Below are 17,819 nucleotides of genomic sequence, written 5' to 3' on the forward strand. Positions count from 1 at the left end.
CCTTATTGGTCCGTCGGTTAAGATGCGCTAGTGGCACGGAAAATTCAAGAGCGAACCGCACGTCACCAGGTAACCATATAGTAACTAATTGAAAAATATCTGTTTGTGTACTAGATATTAAAACTCATGGTTTCAAATTAACTGGTAGCATTATGCCTGAAAACAATAACAAAGTGCTTGTTCTCTATGCTCACCCTTCTCAAAGGCGTTCTGAAGTCAATGCGCCAATGTTCCGAGATGCTCAGTCGATTTCTGGTGTGACTACCGTCGATCTGTATTTTGAATACCCCACCTACAACATCAATATAGATAAAGAACAGCAGCGACTCATCGACCATGACATCATTATTTTCCAGTTCCCACTCTATTGGTATTCGACACCATCGATACTAAAAGAGTGGCAGGATCTCGTACTTGAATACGGTTTTGCCTATGGTCACGAGGGGACAGCATTGCATGGCAAAACTTTTCTGTGTGCCATCTCGGCTGGAGGCAAGGCCGATGCCTATCAATCTGACGGTTACAATCACTTTACCATTAGAGAGTTACTTCAGCCTCTTGAGCAAACCGCTGCGTTAACGGGAATGAACTACCTGCCACCTTTCTGTCTTTTTGGTTCCCGTACCGCTCAGGAGGAGGACCGCATTCCTAAACACCGGGAACGCTGGCGAGAACTTTTGAACTTGCTGGTGACAGGTGATTTCGACACCGCGCGCGCCAAACCGCTGGATAAACTCAACCATTACTGGATTGAAGACCAAACTGCGCAAGCCTATAAGGAGAGGTCATGACTGGATATTTTCTACAAGCCTTTGTGTATCTTGTCGCGGCAGTGATTGCCGTTCCAATCGCTAAACGCTTGGGTCTTGGTTCTGTACTGGGATACCTAATGGCCGGTGTCGTTATTGGGCCCATCATCGGACTGGTCGGTGAAGAAACCACTACTATCCAACATTTTGCCGAATTTGGCGTCGTCATGATGCTATTTCTGGTCGGGCTGGAACTTGAGCCAAAAATGTTATGGGGAATGAGACACAAACTCGTCGGACTGGGTGGTATCCAGGTAGGAGGCACCGCCTTGCTCGTAATGGGGATCGCTCTTGTGTTCGGGCAGGTCTGGACTGTTGCACTCACCATTGGCCTGATTTTCGCGCTCTCTTCTACAGCTATCGTGTTGCAGACCTTTCATGAAAAGGGACTAACAAAAACGGAAGGGGGCAAAAGCGCGTTTTCTGTCCTGTTATTTCAAGACATCGCCGTGATTCCAATGCTGGCATTTATCCCGTTGCTGGCATTACCAGAATTGATAGAAAAAGCTCAGGGTGCGCTGGATCAAGCGTCGGAACACCATGATGAATTGAGTCTGGTTGCCGGTTTGCCAGGCTGGGTCTATGGGTTGATTATCATGGCTTCTATAGCGATTGTCGTCGTCGGTGGTCATTACTTAAGCCGACCACTATTCAGGTTCGTTGCTTCATCAGGGCTTAGAGAGATTTTTACCGCGACTGCGTTAATGCTGGTCATCGGTATCGCAGCATTAATGAGTCTGGTTGGTCTATCCCCTGCGCTGGGAACCTTCCTTGCCGGAGTCGTTTTGGCCAACAGTGAGTTCCGCCATGAACTAGAATCGAATATTGACCCTTTCAAAGGTCTGCTACTCGGGTTGTTCTTTATCACCGTGGGTGCTGGTATCAATTTTGGCATATTGTTCAGTGATTTCTTTATGATCATTGGCCTGACACTGGGTGTCATGCTGCTTAAAGCTGCAGTGCTGTACCTTCTGGCAATGATATTTAAGATTAACAACAGCGATCGCTGGCTGTTTACACTCAGCCTGGCTCAGGCTGGTGAATTTGGTTTCGTACTGCTCAGCTTTTCCGTTCAAAACCATGTATTGCCAACGGATGTTTCTGAAATTCTTTCCCTGGTCGTCGCTCTCTCTATGTTTTTTACTCCGGGTTTATTTATCCTTTTTGACAAAGTCATTCTGCCTAGATTCGAACAAGCCAGTAATGAAAGAGAAGCGGATACCGTTGATGAAAAAGGATCAGTATTAATCGCTGGCATCGGTCGATTTGGGCAGATCATCAATCGATTGCTGGTAGCCAACGACGTTAAGACGGTTGTTCTGGACATTCGTGCCGAACAAGTCGACCTAATGAGACAGATTGAGACTAAGGCGTTTTTTGGTGACGCTACCAAACCGGACATTTTGCATACTGCGGGAATTGAAGAAGTGAAGTTACTTGTTATTGCCATTGATAACAAAGAATCAAGTGTTGAGCTTGTGAAATACGTTAAACACACGTACCCTCACGTTAAAATTCTTACCCGGGCTTACGATCGCGGACATGGTTATCAATTAAAACAGGCTGGCGCAGACTACATCGAATCTGAAACCTATCACTCTGCCCTTGAACTCGGTTCAAAGACAATGAAATGCCTGGGTTTTCATCCGTTTTTTGTTGAGCAACAAAAGTCCATCTATAAAGACATAGAGGACAAACAGTCCCACACACTCTATCAAGCCTGGAAAAACGTTGCCGAAGGACAACGGTACGATAACAACTATCGAGATCTATTTATGGAGCTCGAAGATCTGATCGAAGAAGCAATGAAAGTCGATCGTAATGACAAACATTCTCGTGAACGTGGGTGGACACCTCCTCCCAAAGGTTACGCCGATAGACTGGAAGAAAGCTCCGACTGACACCGACATCCAACACAATATGGCGGGCTCTGGCCCGCCATTTACATAAAGCAGCCATTAAAAGTAATAATTAAGAGATAGCAGTGAACAACAACAAGATGCTGGCAAAACAGTTATTCAACATGACTCTGCCTATGGTACTAGGGGTGTTATCCCTGATGAGTTTCCAATTAGTAGACAGTGCATTTATCGGCCAACTCGGTGTACTACCTCTCGCCGCACAGGGCTTCACCCTTCCCATGCAAATGGTCATTATCGGAATTCAGGTTGGTTTAGGCATCGCAACAACGGCGATCATCTCTCGTGCATTGGGGGCCAGTGAACATGAGTACGCAAAACAACTGGGTGGGCTTATCCTGGTGTTTGGTAGTGTCGGTGTTGCCATCATAGGCTTAATTATCTGGCTTGTCCGTCACCCCATACTTACACTACTAAGCGCACCAGAATCGGTATATCCCGTGATAGACAGCTATTGGCCCTTCTGGCTCGTTAGCTCCTGGGTGGGCGCAGTACTCTACTTTTTCTATAGCATCTGCCGAGCTAACGGAAACACAGTCTTGCCCGGCATGATGATGGTCGTTACCAGCATAATAAACCTCATCCTGGATCCGGTGTTCATCTTTACTTTTGGTTTGGGCATCAATGGTGCTGCACTCGCCACCGTTATTGCTTTTAGTCTTGGCATTCTGGTTGTCGCCCCAAAAGTTATGGCCAAACACTGGGCTACCTTCGATTGGAGTGATGTTAATATTGGTCAGAGCTTGCGGTCCTTATGGAGCATAATGGCCCCTGCCATGATTAGCCAATTGTTGCCCCCACTCTCATCCATGTTGGCAACCAAACTATTGGCGACATTTGGCACTGCTGCAGTGGCAGCATGGGCACTGGGCTCACGTTATGAGTTTTTTGCTATCGTTACGGTGCTGGCTTTAACGATGTCCATGCCACCAATGGTGGGGAAAATGCTGGGGGCCAAAAACCTCACCGATATCAAAAAACTGGTAAACATCGCAGTGATCTACATACTTGGCTTTCAACTGGTCGTTGCTCTCATCACCTATGCGCTGGCGAAACCACTCTCTGCGCTTATGACCAGTGAAGACAACGTGTTCGAAATTCTCAGCTACCACTTGATTCTGGTTCCCTTTAGCCTGGGGCCACTTGGGGTCTGCATGTTAATGGTGTCGATCTCTAACGCCCTGGGCAAGGCCAAAACTGCGCTTACCATCTCGACGCTGCGTCTCTTCGCCTTTTTCCTTCCTTGTCTATGGATAGGCTCTCAGCTAGGTGGAATACAAGGACTGTTCTATGGTGCACTAATTGGTAACATTCTCGCAGGCGTCAGTGCGTGGCTGACCTACAGCTACTCGGTAAAACAACTGGAAAAAGCACTCAGTCAGTGAGTGCCATAGTACCCGTTCCACGTCTCTAATGACGCTGAATAGGTGCAGATCGAATAGCTACAATACCTTCTTTGTCAAAACGCCTCTCCTTTGCTAATTTTAAAATACGTAGTGAAAGGAGAGGTGTAATAAATGAAAGTAAATATTCAGACCCATCACGTATCCATCGGAGATGAGTCACGTCAAGAAATTGAAAGCAAGTTTGAAAAGATAGCCGACCACTTTCCGCAATTGATTAGTAGCGACATCATCATTAGAAAAGAACACGGACAACACGAAGTTGAGGTCTTTACTAATTACGAAGGGGCTCGAGTTTCAGCAAAAGCATCTCACGAAATCATGTACCCTGCCATTGCTGCATCACTGAAAAAACTGGATGCAGGCCTACGAAATCGCAAAGGGCAACTCAAACATTAGCCTTAATCCAGAGTACATAATCATTCCCATTAGAACAGCCGGCGATTTGCCGGCTTTTTCATCATACTGAATCAAAACGACTCCTCGTACGCACTCAATTCATGCATTACTATTTCTAATCTATAAATGAAAAATTTATCTTGTTCGATATCACACTTTTTCATTGATTGAAGATTCCCACACGTCTAACATCTGCGCCCTAATATCTGTAGGTAGGGCTACAGGGGATATTTACCACATTTCACTAAGATGAGACACCAAACAAATGGCACCCAAGTTTCCATTAGCAAAACTGACCTTTCTAATTGCAATTTTGACTGCAGTCGGCCAAATGACTCAAACTATGTATGTACCTTCTATTGGTCAAATGGCTCAGGAATTTGCTGTCAATCCTGCCATGCTTCAGGCTGTGATGGCGTGCTATTTGATCCCCTACGGACTGTCTCAGTTTATTTATGGACCACTATCAGACAAACTAGGACGCAAACCAATCATTATTGCGGGTTTGAGTGTCTATGTCGTTGGTGCACTAATGAGTTTATTTGCCCAATCCTTTGAGCTCTTTCTTTTAGGCAGTTTTGTTCAGGGGGCCGGAATAGGCAGCGGCGGTGCTATGTCCAGAACATTGTCTCGGGACTGTTTTGCCGGAGACGAGTTACATCGAGCCAATAGTATCATCAGCATGTGCGTCATATTTTCACCACTCCTGGCTCCGGTCTTAGGGGGCGTGCTGACTGAAACTATGGGCTGGCGTTCAAGCTACTTGTTTTTAACCTTATTCGCGATCGCGGTCGTGATCATTATGTGGTCTAAACTCGCAGAGACTCTGCCCGTTGATAGAAGGTCAAAAAGCTCTGCTGCAGCAAGCTACCGCTTTGTGCTGTCAGACAAACGCTTTCAGGGATATGTAATTTGTCTGGTAGCTACATTTGCCGGGGTTGCAGTGTTTGAAGCCGCGGCCGGAGTGTTGTTCGGCGGAGTGCTAAAATTGTCTGCGTTTACAGTGAGCATTTTATTTGTGATGCCTATCCCGGGTTACTTGTTGGGCGCTGGTTTTTCGTCACTCATTGCAAAGCGATATGGTCACAACGCTGCCTTTAAGTTCGGGCTACTTGCCATTGTTCTCGGAGCTGGCATCGTGTTGCTACCAGGCTTAAGTGGACTGACTGATGCGTGGACTCTCACTGCAGGTTCAACGGTGTACTTTCTGGGTGCTGGTGTTCTTTTTCCGGCAGCGACAACCGGTGCATTAACCCCCTTCCCTAATCACGCTGGTACAGGAGGTGCCGTGTTAGGAGGAATGCAAAATCTGGGAGCTGGTCTCGCCACACTGGGCGCATCGGCTATCCCTGCAACAAGCCAGCTCCCTTTGGGCATTATTATGCTGGTTATGGCATTACTGGCTATATGGGGGCTCCATATCGCGAAACACGACAACGGCTCTGACAGCACAGGGGACGCAATTACCGCCTGATATCCTGTGTTCGCAGTTTACTTAATAAAGCGCGAACACAAATAAATACCGTACATCGGCGTGCAACCGTTCCGTCTCTCAAATATTGCTCATAATCAACAATTTATTTTCTTCTCACTCAATAATGGTAGTATGCTTAGCTGGTATTTTAAGTGATCTCTAATTAACTCAAGGAAGAGGTTCTAGGGGTGAAAAAGCGTCATGAGTTTATGACAAAGTTGTTTATGATAATTACCCTCTTCTTGAGTGTTTTGGGTCTCAGCACCTCTGCGTATTCTGAACAGTCCTCACAAAGCAATGTCTATACGGTCTCTGCTAACGAGAGAGACTTTCTCGCTCGCTATATATTCTCGACCATTGAACAGCAATCCAAGCTGACCTTTGAATACGTCGATTACCCCATTTTTCGTGAGAGACTCTCTGCCGTCGAAGATCGTAAAGTTGACTTTGTCGCAAATGTCACTTACACCCGCTCAAGAGCGCAACGATTCCATTATTCACCACCAATAAATATCGAGCCTACTTATATATTCTCAGCCAGAGAACTGCCTTTCGATGAAATGAAGATTATCGGCACCACCATGGGCACGGCATTCAATGACATCATCCAGCGTCACTACCCTACGAAACAAGTGCTGGGCTTCAATGACAATGACGTAGCATTTGAGAGTTTACGGGCTGACGACATCGATGGTTATATCGGCACATTTCTGCAGTTGGAGGCCTTTCTCGGTGCTGGTTTCAAAGCGACGCTAATCAACGATAAAGTGTCCATTCCTCCTGTATCTATTATCACCAACAAACCAGAAAATCTCGCTCTGTTGGACATGTTTAGCGACATCATTTCACAAGATGAAGTGCAAAAACAGATTAGAGCATACATGGAAACCTACATCGCCAACATTGCCATCGCTCAGTTACAATCTAAACTGGCTTCTACCGGACTGGATCTTAGTGTTCCTGTAATTATCTATCTGAACCCCCGACACCCTTATGTCTACGCGGATGCCAAAGGCCAACCTACTGGTGTCTCGGTCGATTTTGCAACAGAGGTATGTAACCTCAATAAGCTGGAATGTGAGTTCATCTATAACCCTCAAGAGCTATGGGGAGACACACTCAACAAACTCAAACAAGCAGAGCGGGACGTAACCACACCAATTGCTGACAGTCCTAGCCGACGCTTCTATCTTAACTTCAGCCGCCCATATGTCTCGATTGAAGGCGCGGTAGCCAAACGCGTGGGCTATAAAGAGGAAGTGTATAAACACATCTCTGAATTGTTCGCAGAGAAAGTCGGCGTCGTCAAAGAGGATGTATTTGAAAAGGTGACGTCACGACTGCTGCCAAACAAAGAACTCGTCTACTATGATGACACCGAATCTATGCTTAACGGCCTGAATTTAGGGGATATTAACTATGCCATCACCAGTCAGGTGACCTTGAATGCGCTGTTGTATGAGCATCGAATAACCAGCATCACCGAGGATAAGTTTTTCAACCCCTTTTATCAATCGGAGCTGAGCTTCGGCTTTCCCAAAACTGAGCGTGGAAAGATCCTCGCCGAACTGTTCGACCGAACGCTGGATTTCATTGACGCGCAAACAATCAATCACCGCTATCAGGCTCCTGTGAACTGGAGAGAACTTAATGAAAAAGAGAATGACAAACGACGCCTCAACATCATCAACGCCCTTCTTATTTTACTGGCGTTGACCACGTTGCTGTTTGGCTTTATCACCAATCACAGAGCCAATCACGATGCATTAACTCGTTTGAAGAATCGACATGCTCTCAACCGAATCCGACGCCAGGCTTTAGACAAAGATCATGGGCTTATTTACATCGATCTGAATCGATTTAAACATATCAACGACACGTATGGACACGGTGTCGGTGATCAGGTACTTCGCTGTTATGCGAAAATCATGAAGGAGCAAATTGAAGGCCACCTTTATCGAATTGGAGGCGATGAATTTGTTGCGATCACCCCGCTGTCCGAAGATAGCCTGAATACACTGCTACCTGCATTAGAACGTTTCCGGTTTGAAGTTCGGGGACAAGACCTGATGCTGAACTTAACCGCATCTGTGGGTGTATTTTTGCCTAATATCAGTGAACTCAGCATCAAACAACTAATGATTTACACCGATTTCGCGATGTATGAAGCTAAGCGTGCCCAACATATCGGCAGCGTTGTAGTGGACAAAGATAAGCTAGACTCCCTAATTGCCATGCATGAGCCGAAAAAACGCACTCACTCTAGCAGGCCGGGAACCTAGCTCCTCCCTGTCGCACTCTTTTCATGGGCCTAACTGATACAGGTCTAATAGGCGTCGTTAGACTTCAAAGCGGCCCACTAATTGATCAAGGCGGGTAATTGCGTTCTGCATCAATGCCGTTCTTCTGGCTAGCTGTTTAGACTGATAATTGAGAACCTGGGTCGAGTCAGCGGCTTTTTCTGCGGTTTCACTGTGGTTACTGCTCATGTGTGCCAGATCTGTTATGGCTTCAAACAGCAGGTTGACGGACCCTTGCAAGCGATCATTTTGATGGCTGGAGTCAATTAACTGAGTATTGCTTTCGACGTCTGAGATACCTTTTGTCATCGTAGCCACCGCTTTTTCTGATTGCTGTCTAAGCTGAGACATCAGAGCGCCAATGTCTTGTGCAGCGGCCGCTGTGCGGTCAGCTAACACGCGGACTTCATCAGCCACAACAGAAAATCCACGACCATGCTCACCTGCTCTAGCAGCTTCAATAGCCGCATTCAAAGCCAACAGGTTAGTTTGTGCTGTAATGTCCGTGATTAATGTGACAATGTCACCTATCCTTTCCATGTCACTGTTCACATCATTCACGCTCGCTGCTGACGAACGTACAATAGACTTAATTGAATCCGCGCTATTTCGTGCTTTTTCATATTCACTCTGGGCCTGCTCCACAGACTCGTTCATGAGTTCGTGCATTTCATGAGCATTGTCATTGGCAGACTGTATCTCTTTACCTTGATGACCCGATAGCTCAACCAGCCTGGATATGGATGCGGCGGTGTCCTCGCTGGAGCTTGATAACCTTTGACTGCAACGAAACATGGATTCAGACACCTGGTTTACTTCGCGGCTGGCGTAAACCAATTCTGATACCACCGTCTCCAGATTGTCGATAAAACTGTTGGTCCATCGCCCTAGGTCTCCTGTCTCGTCAGACTTAAACTTTGACGCATCCAGTCTCTGCCTGAGATTTCCGTCACCTTCCGCCAGAACTTTCATAACACTGGTCATTTGTTCAAGGTTATGGGCCAATGGTTTGGCGGTCATTTTCTGAAACAGCCATGTCATTAGCAACGCGAATAACAACGATATGCCAGCGCCAGTGAACATGGACAACCCAATCCACTGTTGCATTAGAAGTGGCACAGCCGCCATAACGATGGCCGAAAGTAAGAAACGATGCGTGAGGCGTGTGGAGAGTGAACGGTGTCGGTGGACTTCCTCCAGATCGGATTCACACATCATGCCCCATTTATCTAACGACCCTGGCAAAGAAAATGTCACCCCTTTGCCTATTACCGGAATATGTCGATAATCGGAATACCCCGGGTATTCAACAAAAACATTGCTGCCTTTACGAATGGTTTCTCTGATACCTGGGTGAAGTTGACCTGTGGCTGGATCGTTAAACATGACTTCAAATTCGGTATGCTTATCAATCTTGACCACACCCCAGTCCGTAGACACACCTTGTTTGAGGTTCTCTCCATGTGAAAAGGTATTGTCCTCAAAACGTGAGCGGGATAAAGCGATACCTTGTGGTATGGTCGGATCAAACCGCGACTCAACCATAAACAGATAGTTGTCTCCGGATTCACTGTAGATATGGCCTGCTTCTCGTTGAATCAGATCCCCTAATACATCATTGGGAACTCGGCCACAAAGAACTTTACTCTCTCCATGAATATTAACAGGCTGGTAAAACATTAAGGTTACTGCATCATGGAACTTTGATGACGAAGGGCCAATTTTAACTGTGTTGTCATCGATATAAGGACCATGAAGAAATGGTCTGGTTATGCCATGCTCCAGAGCTTTAACTGAACAAACCCGCCTACCCAGTGAAGCAGCATAGGTCGAGTGCGTCGTCTTACCGCTCTGATCCACGATGAATAACTCTGAAAAATCTCTTCCTCGTTCCAATAGTAATCTCAGGGCGTCTAATTGTTCGTTTTCAGGTTTTGAGGATAAATAAAACGCCGCGTCTTCTAAAAAACGCCACTGATTTTCAGTCCATGTGGTAAGGAGCTTAACTCGTGTCTCTGCAATGCTTTCAAACGTTTGCTCAAGTTCAGCGATTCTACTTCGATTACTAAAGCACGCGTATTTCATCGCGAGCTTACCGGTTTTCCCAAACCACGGCAGCCAGCTCTTTTCACTTTTCGTCAGATCCATCAACAACTCCATTTGATTCTAGTCCATTGATTGCACTGCAATTTATATACCCACTCACAATTGAACAAATTTGCTTCACTATTATCTAATTTCCGACTGAGAAGAGCATTTTTGTGGCAATATCAGTGCAAACAACGCACCAAAAACAGGCAATCCGGGCACCATTCTAGTCATATCACACCAAATGAGTGCATTCACACTTGTTAACACAAAATAGCCCCATCTAACATCATGATTTGCCGACAGATAAGGCGCATTAGACCGCTGAGGATTATAATCAGGACATAGCTCCCTAAATGTAAGAGGAAAGCCATGAGAGACAAACAGAACGCAGGTCATTTTGTGTCGATAATTTCTACAATTCTGGTTATTGGATTAGCCATTTATTTGGGCACTCTGGTCAAATCGGTAGACTCTATAGAAGAGAAACTGAGCCATCAGGCACAAAAAATTGAGCGGGTGTCTTTGCTAAACGATGAGGCTATCGATGGCGTTCAACGCTCCTACGTCCCAGTCTACTCACATATATACAGTGATGGTGGGAAAGCAGTGTTATTGGAGACGACTCTGGTGATTCGCAACACCGACCCACAGAACGCCATTAACGTCCATCGCGTTGATTACTACAACACTAATGGTGAACTAGTTACTCAGTATATTGAAAAAGGCTACCAACTTGCTGCAATGTCTAGCTCAGAATATCTGGTCGAAAAACGCGAGGTCAGTGGTGGTGTGGGTGCAAACTTTTTAATCGAATGGTCCAACCCAGACCAGGCATCACAACCCATTTTCGAGGCTGTCATGATAGGCGCCGGTCATGGCAAAGACATCTCATTTACCAGTCGTGCTCCTTAATGCGGATTCGCTGAAACAATAAAGCAAAGCCCCGCATAGTGCGGGGCTCTTTTACACGCGGGATCGTTAATTACTTTGCTCGTTGAGATAAGCCTGAAGAGAAATGTTGGTCCACTCCCTCATCTTAGCCAGATAACCGGCTTGAGAATCCAGAATTTCCTTTGCCAGTGCATCGCTGTCTGCTTGCTGTTTCAGCAGTTCACCGTTTGCTTGTTTCAATGCCGCAATGACTTCTGGTGGGAAGGAGCGAACTTTAATGTCTGGGTACTCAGTGCTCATCTTCGACCAGCTGTTGGCGTTCTCATGTAGCGCCTGGGTATACATGTCGAAAGCTGCTACGCGAAACGAAGTTTCCAGAATGATTTTCAAATCATCTGGCAGTGACTCCCAAACCTTTTTGTTGACCAGAAATTGTGTCTCCGATCCTGGCTCATGCCATGCTGTATAGTAATAAGGGGCTATTTTCTGAAAGCCCATACGAAGGTCAAAAGCCGGTCCCACCCATTCAAGTGCATCGATGGTTCCCCGTTCCAGTGAGGTATAGAGTTCTCCCGGAGCAATATTCGTCGGCTTTGCCCCTACCTGCGCAAGAACCTCTCCTGCAAAACCAGGTATGCGCATTTTTAAACCTTTTAAGTCTTCAACCGTGTTGATCTCTTTTTTGAACCACCCCCCCATCTGAATATCAGAGTTACCTCCTGGGAAAGAGAGCAGATTATGTGGCGCATAAACCTGTTGCATCAACTCCAAACCGCCACCATGGTAAAACCATGAATACTGCTCCATCGTCGTCATACCAAACGGCATAGAAGAAAAATACAGTGTATTAGGGACTTTTCCTTTCCAGTAATAGGAGCTAGAGTGCCCTAAGTCGTACTGCCCCGACTTAACCATATCAAACACACCGAGCGGTGCTTTGTGTTTATTGGCGGAGTCGATTCGAATGATCAACCTGCCGTTCGACATTTCTTTGGCCAGTTTAGCCATGTTTTTACTAGCATCACCCAGTATTGGGGTATTCGGACCCCAGGTTTCCGCTAGCTTTAATCGGTATACTTTGTCCTCTGCCTGAACACTGACAGCGGTTAATGCCGTGAGGGAGGCAAGGATGATTGTACTGACCCGGCGAATGGTTCTTTTAAATTCCATTTCTATGTTTCCTATGTACGTTATTGAATAGCCACCTCACAATGCTTGTTAACGATATGTATGTCAAAGTGTTATCTTAGAACCTCTCACTAAGCAATTAGCCAAATCGACTACTTTTTAACCATGACGCAGTGTGTTGTTCTGGTAGTTACCGCAACGCTCTATATTTCCCCATTCTATAGAAAGTGAAAAATATTCCGTTCTGTTTAACAAACTGATAGTTTCGTCACGAAATGTCTGTTATTAATAGCTAAATCGTTAAATATATTAATCAGATGCATTATGGACTGGGCTACGCTTTCAATCTTTATTCCAACTTTCTTCTTTGTTTCAATCACCCCTGGTATGTGTATGACTCTGGCGCTGACCATGGGCATGAGCATCGGCTACCGACGTACCCTTTGGATGATGATTGGTGAACTATTAGGCGTGGCCGCTGTATCCCTTGCGGCTATCTTGGGTATTGCAGCCATCATGCTTAAATATCCAGAAATCTTTATTGTCTTTAAGGCTGTTGGCGCGAGCTATCTGTTTTATTTGGGTATACAGATGTGGCGTTCAAAAGGCAAACTGGCGATTTCTTCGGAGGTTGAAGACGCTCCAGAACACAATGACTGGGATCTGGTTGTGCAGGGCTTTGTAACCGCGATTGCAAACCCAAAAGGCTGGGCTTTTATGATCTCTTTGTTACCACCGTTCATTGATCAGTCAAAACCTATGTTCTCACAGGTATCGATCATGTTGGCAATTATCCTGCTCAGTGAATTTGTCTGTATGACCATTTACGCAACAGGCGGTAAAGGGCTTAAGCGCACCTTGGGGAACGCCAATAATGTACGCACCATGAACCGCATTGCTGGCACGCTGATGTGCGGTGTCGGTGTGTGGTTATTTGTTGGCTAGATAGAGGGCTCCTACAAGGGAGCCCTTTTTGATTACTGTGTCAGGTCGATAACCATATTCATTTCACATCGCGAAATCCAAAGCGATAAAGTCAGCATCATTATTTAATCTGTCTGCTCTTAACTCCAACCGTCAATTAACCACAATTAAATAAAGGTTTAATTCTGCGACAGCTTGATCTCTCAATTAACCACAATTTAAATATGGCTTATGTAGCTTATTTACAAGATATGTAAATTCAAAACCAATATATTCTAAAGCAACGCGTCACGTTGTAAGCACTACCCATATTTATCCCTACACCATGCAAAAAGCCGATAGTTAATGACAACTAATATAAATCAGGCGATTAGTTAACCACACCATCTACCCCTTTAGGGTAGTTTAATTCCGTAATTGATTTACATCATGTATTAATTTTCTTTCACAAATAACAATGCGCAAAGATTCGAAGAACTAACACTTAGGTATTAATATGAGCAAGATGAAGCTTGTCGTCGTAGGAAACGGCATGGTGGGTCATCGCTATCTCGAAGATCTGGTCGAGAAGGCGGACATGACTCATTATGAAGTGACCGTTTTTTGCGAAGAACCCCGCGTAGCGTATGACCGTGTACACCTCTCCTCTTATTTTTCACACCATACTGCCGATGAGCTTTCTCTCGTCAAAGAAGGCTTTTACGAAAAACACGGTATCAATGTTCTGATCGGTGAACGTGCTATCAATATCAACCGTGAAAATAGAATCGTCTACTCTAGTACCGGTCGTGAAATCACTTACGACAAGCTCATCCTCGCCACTGGCTCATTTCCATTTGTACCGCCTATCAAAGGCAACGAAAGCAAAGACTGCTTCGTTTACCGCACTATCGAAGATCTTAAAGCTATCGAAGCAACCGCCAAGAAAAGTAAGAGCGGCGTTGTTATCGGTGGTGGTCTACTAGGTCTTGAAGCCGCTGGTGCACTAAAAGCTCTAGGTGTAGAAACTCACGTCGTCGAGTTCGCACCAAAGCTCATGGCTGAGCAGCTAGACCAGGCTGGCGGTAACCAGCTTCGTTCAAAAATTGAAAGCATGGGCGTGAACGTTCACACCAGCAAGAACACGCTAGAAATCGCTCCTGAAGGCAAAACAGCACGTAACGTGATGCGCTTTGCTGACGGTACTGAGCTGGAAACTGACTTCATCGTGTTCTCTGCAGGTATCCGCCCGCAAGATAAACTTGCTCGCGAAATGAAGCTAGATATCGCACCTCGTGGCGGTATTGCTATCAACGACTTCTGCCAATCGTCAGATGAGAACATCTACGCAATTGGTGAGTGTGCGTCATGGAACGAAACGTTCTACGGTCTGGTGGCTCCAGGCTACAAGATGGCGACGGTTGCTGTTGACCACGTTGTAGGTAACGACAGTAAGTTCGAAGGTGCTGACATGTCTGCGAAGCTTAAGCTTCTGGGCGTGAAAGTGGGCTCCATTGGCGATGCTAATGGCCGCACTCCTGGCTGTAAGAGCTACGTTTACCAAAACGAAGAGCAAGAAGTTTACAAGCGTCTCATCGTTTCTGAAGACAACAAAAAGCTTCTTGGTGCAGTCATGGTTGGTGACACTTCTGACTACGGCGACCTACTTCAGTTAATGCTGAACGAAATCGACCTGCCAGAGCACCCTGATGCACTTATCCTTCCAGCTCACGCTGGCGCTGAAAAGCCGACACTTGGTGCAGACTCGCTTCCTGAGTCAGCGGTTATCTGTTCTTGCTTTGACGTAACCAAAGGCAAGATTGCTCAGGCAGTCGCTGAAGGTCACCATACGATTGGCGACATCAAAGCGGTAACAGGCGCTGGTACTGGCTGTGGTGGTTGTATCCCACTTGTGACTTCTGTTCTTAATGCTGAACTTGCCAAGTCTGGTATTGAAGTTAAGAACGATGTGTGTGAGCACTTTGCTTACTCTCGTCAAGAGCTGTTCCATCTGGTTCGCATCGGCGAAATCAAGACGTTCGAAGAGCTACTTGAGAAGCACGGCACTGGCTACGGCTGTGAAGTATGTAAGCCACTTGCAGGCTCTATCCTTGCGTCTTGCTGGGGCGACCACATTCTGAAGCCAGAGTTGGTGAAGCTGCACGATACCAACGATAACTTCCTGGGTAACATCCAAAAAGACGGTACCTACTCAGTGATTCCGCGTATGGCAGGTGGTGAAGTAACACCTCAAGCGCTGAAAGTGCTGGCTGAAGTGGCTGCAGAATACAACCTGTACACTAAAGTAACCGGTGCACAGCGCATCGGTCTGTTCGGCGCGCAGAAAGATGACCTTCCAGCTATTTGGAAGAAGCTAATTGAAGCGGGTTACGAGACTGGTCAAGCGTATGCAAAAGCACTACGCATGGCGAAAACGTGTGTAGGCTCTACCTGGTGTCGTTACGGCGTTCAAGACTCTGTGGGTCTGGGCTCTCGTATCGAGAACCGTTACAAAGGCATCCGTACTCCTCATAAGATGAAGTTTGGTGTATCTGGCTGTACTCGTGAGTGTGCGGAAGCACAAGGTAAAGACCTAGGCATCATCGCAACGGATGCTGGCTGGAACATGTACGTGTGTGGTAACGGTGGTATGAAGCCACGTCACGCAGACCTACTGGCTTCAGACCTCGACGAAGCAACGCTAATCAAATACATCGACCGCTTCATGATGTTCTACATCCGCACGGCTGCGCCACTACAACGCACATCAGTATGGATGGAAAACATGGAAGGTGGTGTGGACTACCTACGTGAAGTCATTGTTGACAACAAACTGGGCATTAACGACCAGCTTGAAGCCGATGTACAACGCCTGGTTGGTGACTACAGCTGTGAGTGGAAGAACACGATCGAAGATAAATCACAGCTTAAACGCTTTGCTCACTTCATCAACAGTGACCTGCGTGACGACAATGTGGTTTTCGTTCAAGAACGTGAGCAACACCGTCCAGCGACCTTCACTGAGAAGCACCCTGAAGCCATTCAGTCTCAGGGAAAAGGCGACATCCTACACGTTGAGCTGGAGAAGTAATCATGGCATTTCAAAAAGTATGTGATATCCAAGATATCGTCCCAGGCACAGGCGTTTGTGCATTGATTGACGGTCAGCAAGTCGCGGTTTTCCGTCCAAGTGCAGCCGAAGAAGTACTGGCCATTAGCAACATGGATCCGTTCTATCAATCTAACGTGCTGTCACGTGGTTTGATTGTTGAGCATCAAAGCGAGCTTTGGGTGGCGAGCCCACTTAAGAAGCAGCGCTTTAACCTGACAACAGGCAAGTGTATGGAAGATGAGCGCTTTAGCGTGAAAGCATACAAAGCTCGCGTCACTAAAGGTGCTGTCGAGATATCGGCTTAACGTCTAATGTGCGCTAAAGAGTGAATAACCATAGGGGTTGGTTTGGTCCTAGGTCCTAGGTCCTAGGTCCTAGAAACCATGTTTACAACCCCTATCACTATTCAATCTTAACTTTTAAATACAAACTTTGTTGGAGAGACATGATGTCTACTGATTTTAAACCAGCACAATTCGTGCAAACTATGATCGATGTTGGCGAAGCCAAGACGAAAACAAGCACTCGCGACCTGCTACTACGCGGTACCATGGCGGGCATTATCCTGTCTCTAGCGGTTGTGGTAGCGATCACCACTATCGTTCAAACAGGTATGGGCGTTGTGGGTGCATTGGTGTTCCCGGTTGGTTTCGTTATTCTAAGTGTGATGGGTTATGACCTGGTTACCGGTGTTTTCGGCCTTGCACCTTTAGCAAAATTTGAAAATCGCCCAGGTATTACTTGGAGCCGAGTATTCCGCTGCTGGGGTCTGGTTGGTCTTGGTAACCTTATCGGTTCACTCATTGTTGCTTACCTGGTTGCTGTTTCTCTAACAGGTAACTTCTCTCTAGAGCTAAACGCGGTAGCGAAGAAATTCATCGCGGTTTCTACTGCTCGTAGCCTTGGTTTTGAAAACATGGGCATGGACGGATGGATTACCTGTTTCGTTCGCGGCATCTTCTGTAACCTAATGGTGTGCCTGGGCGTAATCGGCAACATGACTGCACGCACTGTAGCGGGTCGTGTAGCAATGATGTGGTTCCCAATCTTCATCTTCTTCGCACTCGTCTTTGAGCACACAGTAGTAAACATGTTCCTATTCCCGCTAGGTATGATTCTAGGTGCGGATTTTGGTATCGCGACTTGGTTGAACTTCAACCTTATCCCAACCATCCTGGGTAACATCGTAGGCGGTCTAATCATGACTTGTATCCCGCTTTATTTAACTCACGCTAAGACTGCGCCTTCAATCTCTGCAGACGTAGAAGAAGCACAAGTGCAAGCTGAGCCAGCACTAAGCGCGAAATAATGTCGAAAAGACCTCACCCAAGCGGTGAGGTCTTATGCCCCTTTGGCTATAAAAAGTAGTACTGTCGAGTGTTACTCTTTA

12 protein-coding genes and 1 pseudogene are annotated in these 17,819 nt (G+C 46.3%); 11 read left to right on the forward strand and 2 right to left on the reverse strand.

The features are described 5' to 3' along the window. Positions 1-152: 152 nt before the first annotated feature. From C4S60_RS11050 to C4S60_RS11075, 6 genes and pseudogenes are all read left to right on the forward strand, one after another. Positions 153-791 (forward strand): NAD(P)H-dependent oxidoreductase, encoded by a 639-nt coding sequence (locus C4S60_RS11050; RefSeq protein WP_103880407.1) that lies wholly within the window; start codon positions 153-155, stop codon positions 789-791. Continuing rightward, on the forward strand, positions 788-2,710 hold the full coding sequence (locus C4S60_RS11055; RefSeq protein ID WP_103880408.1) for a monovalent cation:proton antiporter-2 (CPA2) family protein: 1,923 nt from the start codon (positions 788-790) through the stop codon (positions 2,708-2,710). The genes C4S60_RS11050 and C4S60_RS11055 overlap by 4 nt, the downstream gene beginning before the upstream one ends. 98 nt (positions 2,711-2,808) lie before the next feature. Then, complete coding sequence (locus tag C4S60_RS11060; RefSeq protein ID WP_103880472.1) at positions 2,809-4,113, forward strand: MATE family efflux transporter; 1,305 nt, start codon at positions 2,809-2,811, stop codon at positions 4,111-4,113. 132 nt (positions 4,114-4,245) lie between these two features. Continuing rightward, positions 4,246-4,524: pseudogene (gene hpf / locus C4S60_RS11065) on the forward strand (ribosome hibernation-promoting factor, HPF/YfiA family); the annotation flags it as partial. Positions 4,525-4,795: 271 nt separating this feature from the next. Beyond that, the gene (emrD, locus tag C4S60_RS11070) at positions 4,796-6,004 is read left to right on the forward strand and encodes a multidrug efflux MFS transporter EmrD (RefSeq protein WP_103880410.1); all 1,209 of its coding nucleotides are present in this window, start codon (positions 4,796-4,798) and stop codon (positions 6,002-6,004) included. A gap of 188 nt (positions 6,005-6,192) precedes the next feature. Then, positions 6,193-8,286, forward strand: coding sequence for a GGDEF domain-containing protein (locus C4S60_RS11075; RefSeq protein WP_103880411.1), 2,094 nt, complete (start codon positions 6,193-6,195; stop codon positions 8,284-8,286). Between the two features lie 57 nt (positions 8,287-8,343). Here the strand turns inward: C4S60_RS11075 and C4S60_RS11080 are convergent, their stop codons facing one another. Beyond that, positions 8,344-10,452 (reverse strand): methyl-accepting chemotaxis protein, encoded by a 2,109-nt coding sequence (locus C4S60_RS11080; protein WP_103880412.1) that lies wholly within the window; start codon positions 10,450-10,452, stop codon positions 8,344-8,346. Between the two features lie 312 nt (positions 10,453-10,764). On the opposite strand from C4S60_RS11080, the gene C4S60_RS11085 reads away from it, so the two are divergent. Further along, positions 10,765-11,307 carry a DUF3124 domain-containing protein gene (locus C4S60_RS11085; RefSeq protein ID WP_103880413.1) on the forward strand — a complete coding sequence of 181 codons (543 nt, stop codon included), beginning with the start codon at positions 10,765-10,767 and terminating at the stop codon, positions 11,305-11,307. A 66-nt stretch (positions 11,308-11,373) separates the two neighbouring features. On the opposite strand, the gene C4S60_RS11090 is transcribed toward C4S60_RS11085, so the two are convergent. Then, the gene (locus C4S60_RS11090; protein ID WP_103880414.1) at positions 11,374-12,456 is read right to left on the reverse strand and encodes a TRAP transporter substrate-binding protein; all 1,083 of its coding nucleotides are present in this window, start codon (positions 12,454-12,456) and stop codon (positions 11,374-11,376) included. Positions 12,457-12,738: 282 nt separating this feature from the next. Here C4S60_RS11090 and C4S60_RS11095 point away from each other — a divergent pair, with 282 nt between their 5' ends. The 4 genes from C4S60_RS11095 (at position 12,739) to C4S60_RS11110 (ending at position 17,738) form a co-directional block, all read left to right on the forward strand. Continuing rightward, complete coding sequence (locus C4S60_RS11095; protein WP_103880415.1) at positions 12,739-13,359, forward strand: LysE family translocator; 621 nt, start codon at positions 12,739-12,741, stop codon at positions 13,357-13,359. A gap of 475 nt (positions 13,360-13,834) precedes the next feature. Next, on the forward strand, positions 13,835-16,408 hold the full coding sequence (gene nirB, locus C4S60_RS11100; protein WP_103880416.1) for a nitrite reductase large subunit NirB: 2,574 nt from the start codon (positions 13,835-13,837) through the stop codon (positions 16,406-16,408). 2 nt (positions 16,409-16,410) lie between these two features. Further along, complete coding sequence (nirD, locus tag C4S60_RS11105; RefSeq protein WP_103880417.1) at positions 16,411-16,734, forward strand: nitrite reductase small subunit NirD; 324 nt, start codon at positions 16,411-16,413, stop codon at positions 16,732-16,734. A 143-nt stretch (positions 16,735-16,877) separates the two neighbouring features. Next, positions 16,878-17,738, forward strand: a complete 861-nt coding sequence (locus C4S60_RS11110) for a formate/nitrite transporter family protein (protein WP_103880418.1) — start codon at positions 16,878-16,880, stop codon at positions 17,736-17,738. Positions 17,739-17,819: the final 81 nt, after the last annotated feature.

Source organism: Vibrio hangzhouensis (assembly GCF_900107935.1).
Lineage (GTDB): Bacteria > Pseudomonadota > Gammaproteobacteria > Enterobacterales > Vibrionaceae > Vibrio > Vibrio hangzhouensis.

Excerpts from the sequence above, each read along its gene's own strand:
- C4S60_RS11090 (WP_103880414.1), bottom strand. The coding sequence starts at position 12,456 with ATGGAATTTAAAAGAACCATTCGCCGGGTCAGTACAATCATCCTTGCC.
- C4S60_RS11080 (WP_103880412.1), bottom strand. The coding sequence starts at position 10,452 with ATGGATCTGACGAAAAGTGAAAAGAGCTGGCTGCCGTGGTTTGGGAAA.
- nirD (WP_103880417.1), top strand. The coding sequence starts at position 16,411 with ATGGCATTTCAAAAAGTATGTGATATCCAAGATATCGTCCCAGGCACA.
- C4S60_RS11110 (WP_103880418.1), top strand. The coding sequence starts at position 16,878 with ATGTCTACTGATTTTAAACCAGCACAATTCGTGCAAACTATGATCGAT.
- C4S60_RS11060 (WP_103880472.1), top strand. The coding sequence starts at position 2,809 with ATGCTGGCAAAACAGTTATTCAACATGACTCTGCCTATGGTACTAGGG.
- nirB (WP_103880416.1), top strand. The coding sequence starts at position 13,835 with ATGAGCAAGATGAAGCTTGTCGTCGTAGGAAACGGCATGGTGGGTCAT.
- C4S60_RS11050 (WP_103880407.1), top strand. The coding sequence starts at position 153 with ATGCCTGAAAACAATAACAAAGTGCTTGTTCTCTATGCTCACCCTTCT.
- C4S60_RS11055 (WP_103880408.1), top strand. The coding sequence starts at position 788 with ATGACTGGATATTTTCTACAAGCCTTTGTGTATCTTGTCGCGGCAGTG.
- emrD (WP_103880410.1), top strand. The coding sequence starts at position 4,796 with ATGGCACCCAAGTTTCCATTAGCAAAACTGACCTTTCTAATTGCAATT.
- C4S60_RS11085 (WP_103880413.1), top strand. The coding sequence starts at position 10,765 with ATGAGAGACAAACAGAACGCAGGTCATTTTGTGTCGATAATTTCTACA.
- C4S60_RS11095 (WP_103880415.1), top strand. The coding sequence starts at position 12,739 with ATGGACTGGGCTACGCTTTCAATCTTTATTCCAACTTTCTTCTTTGTT.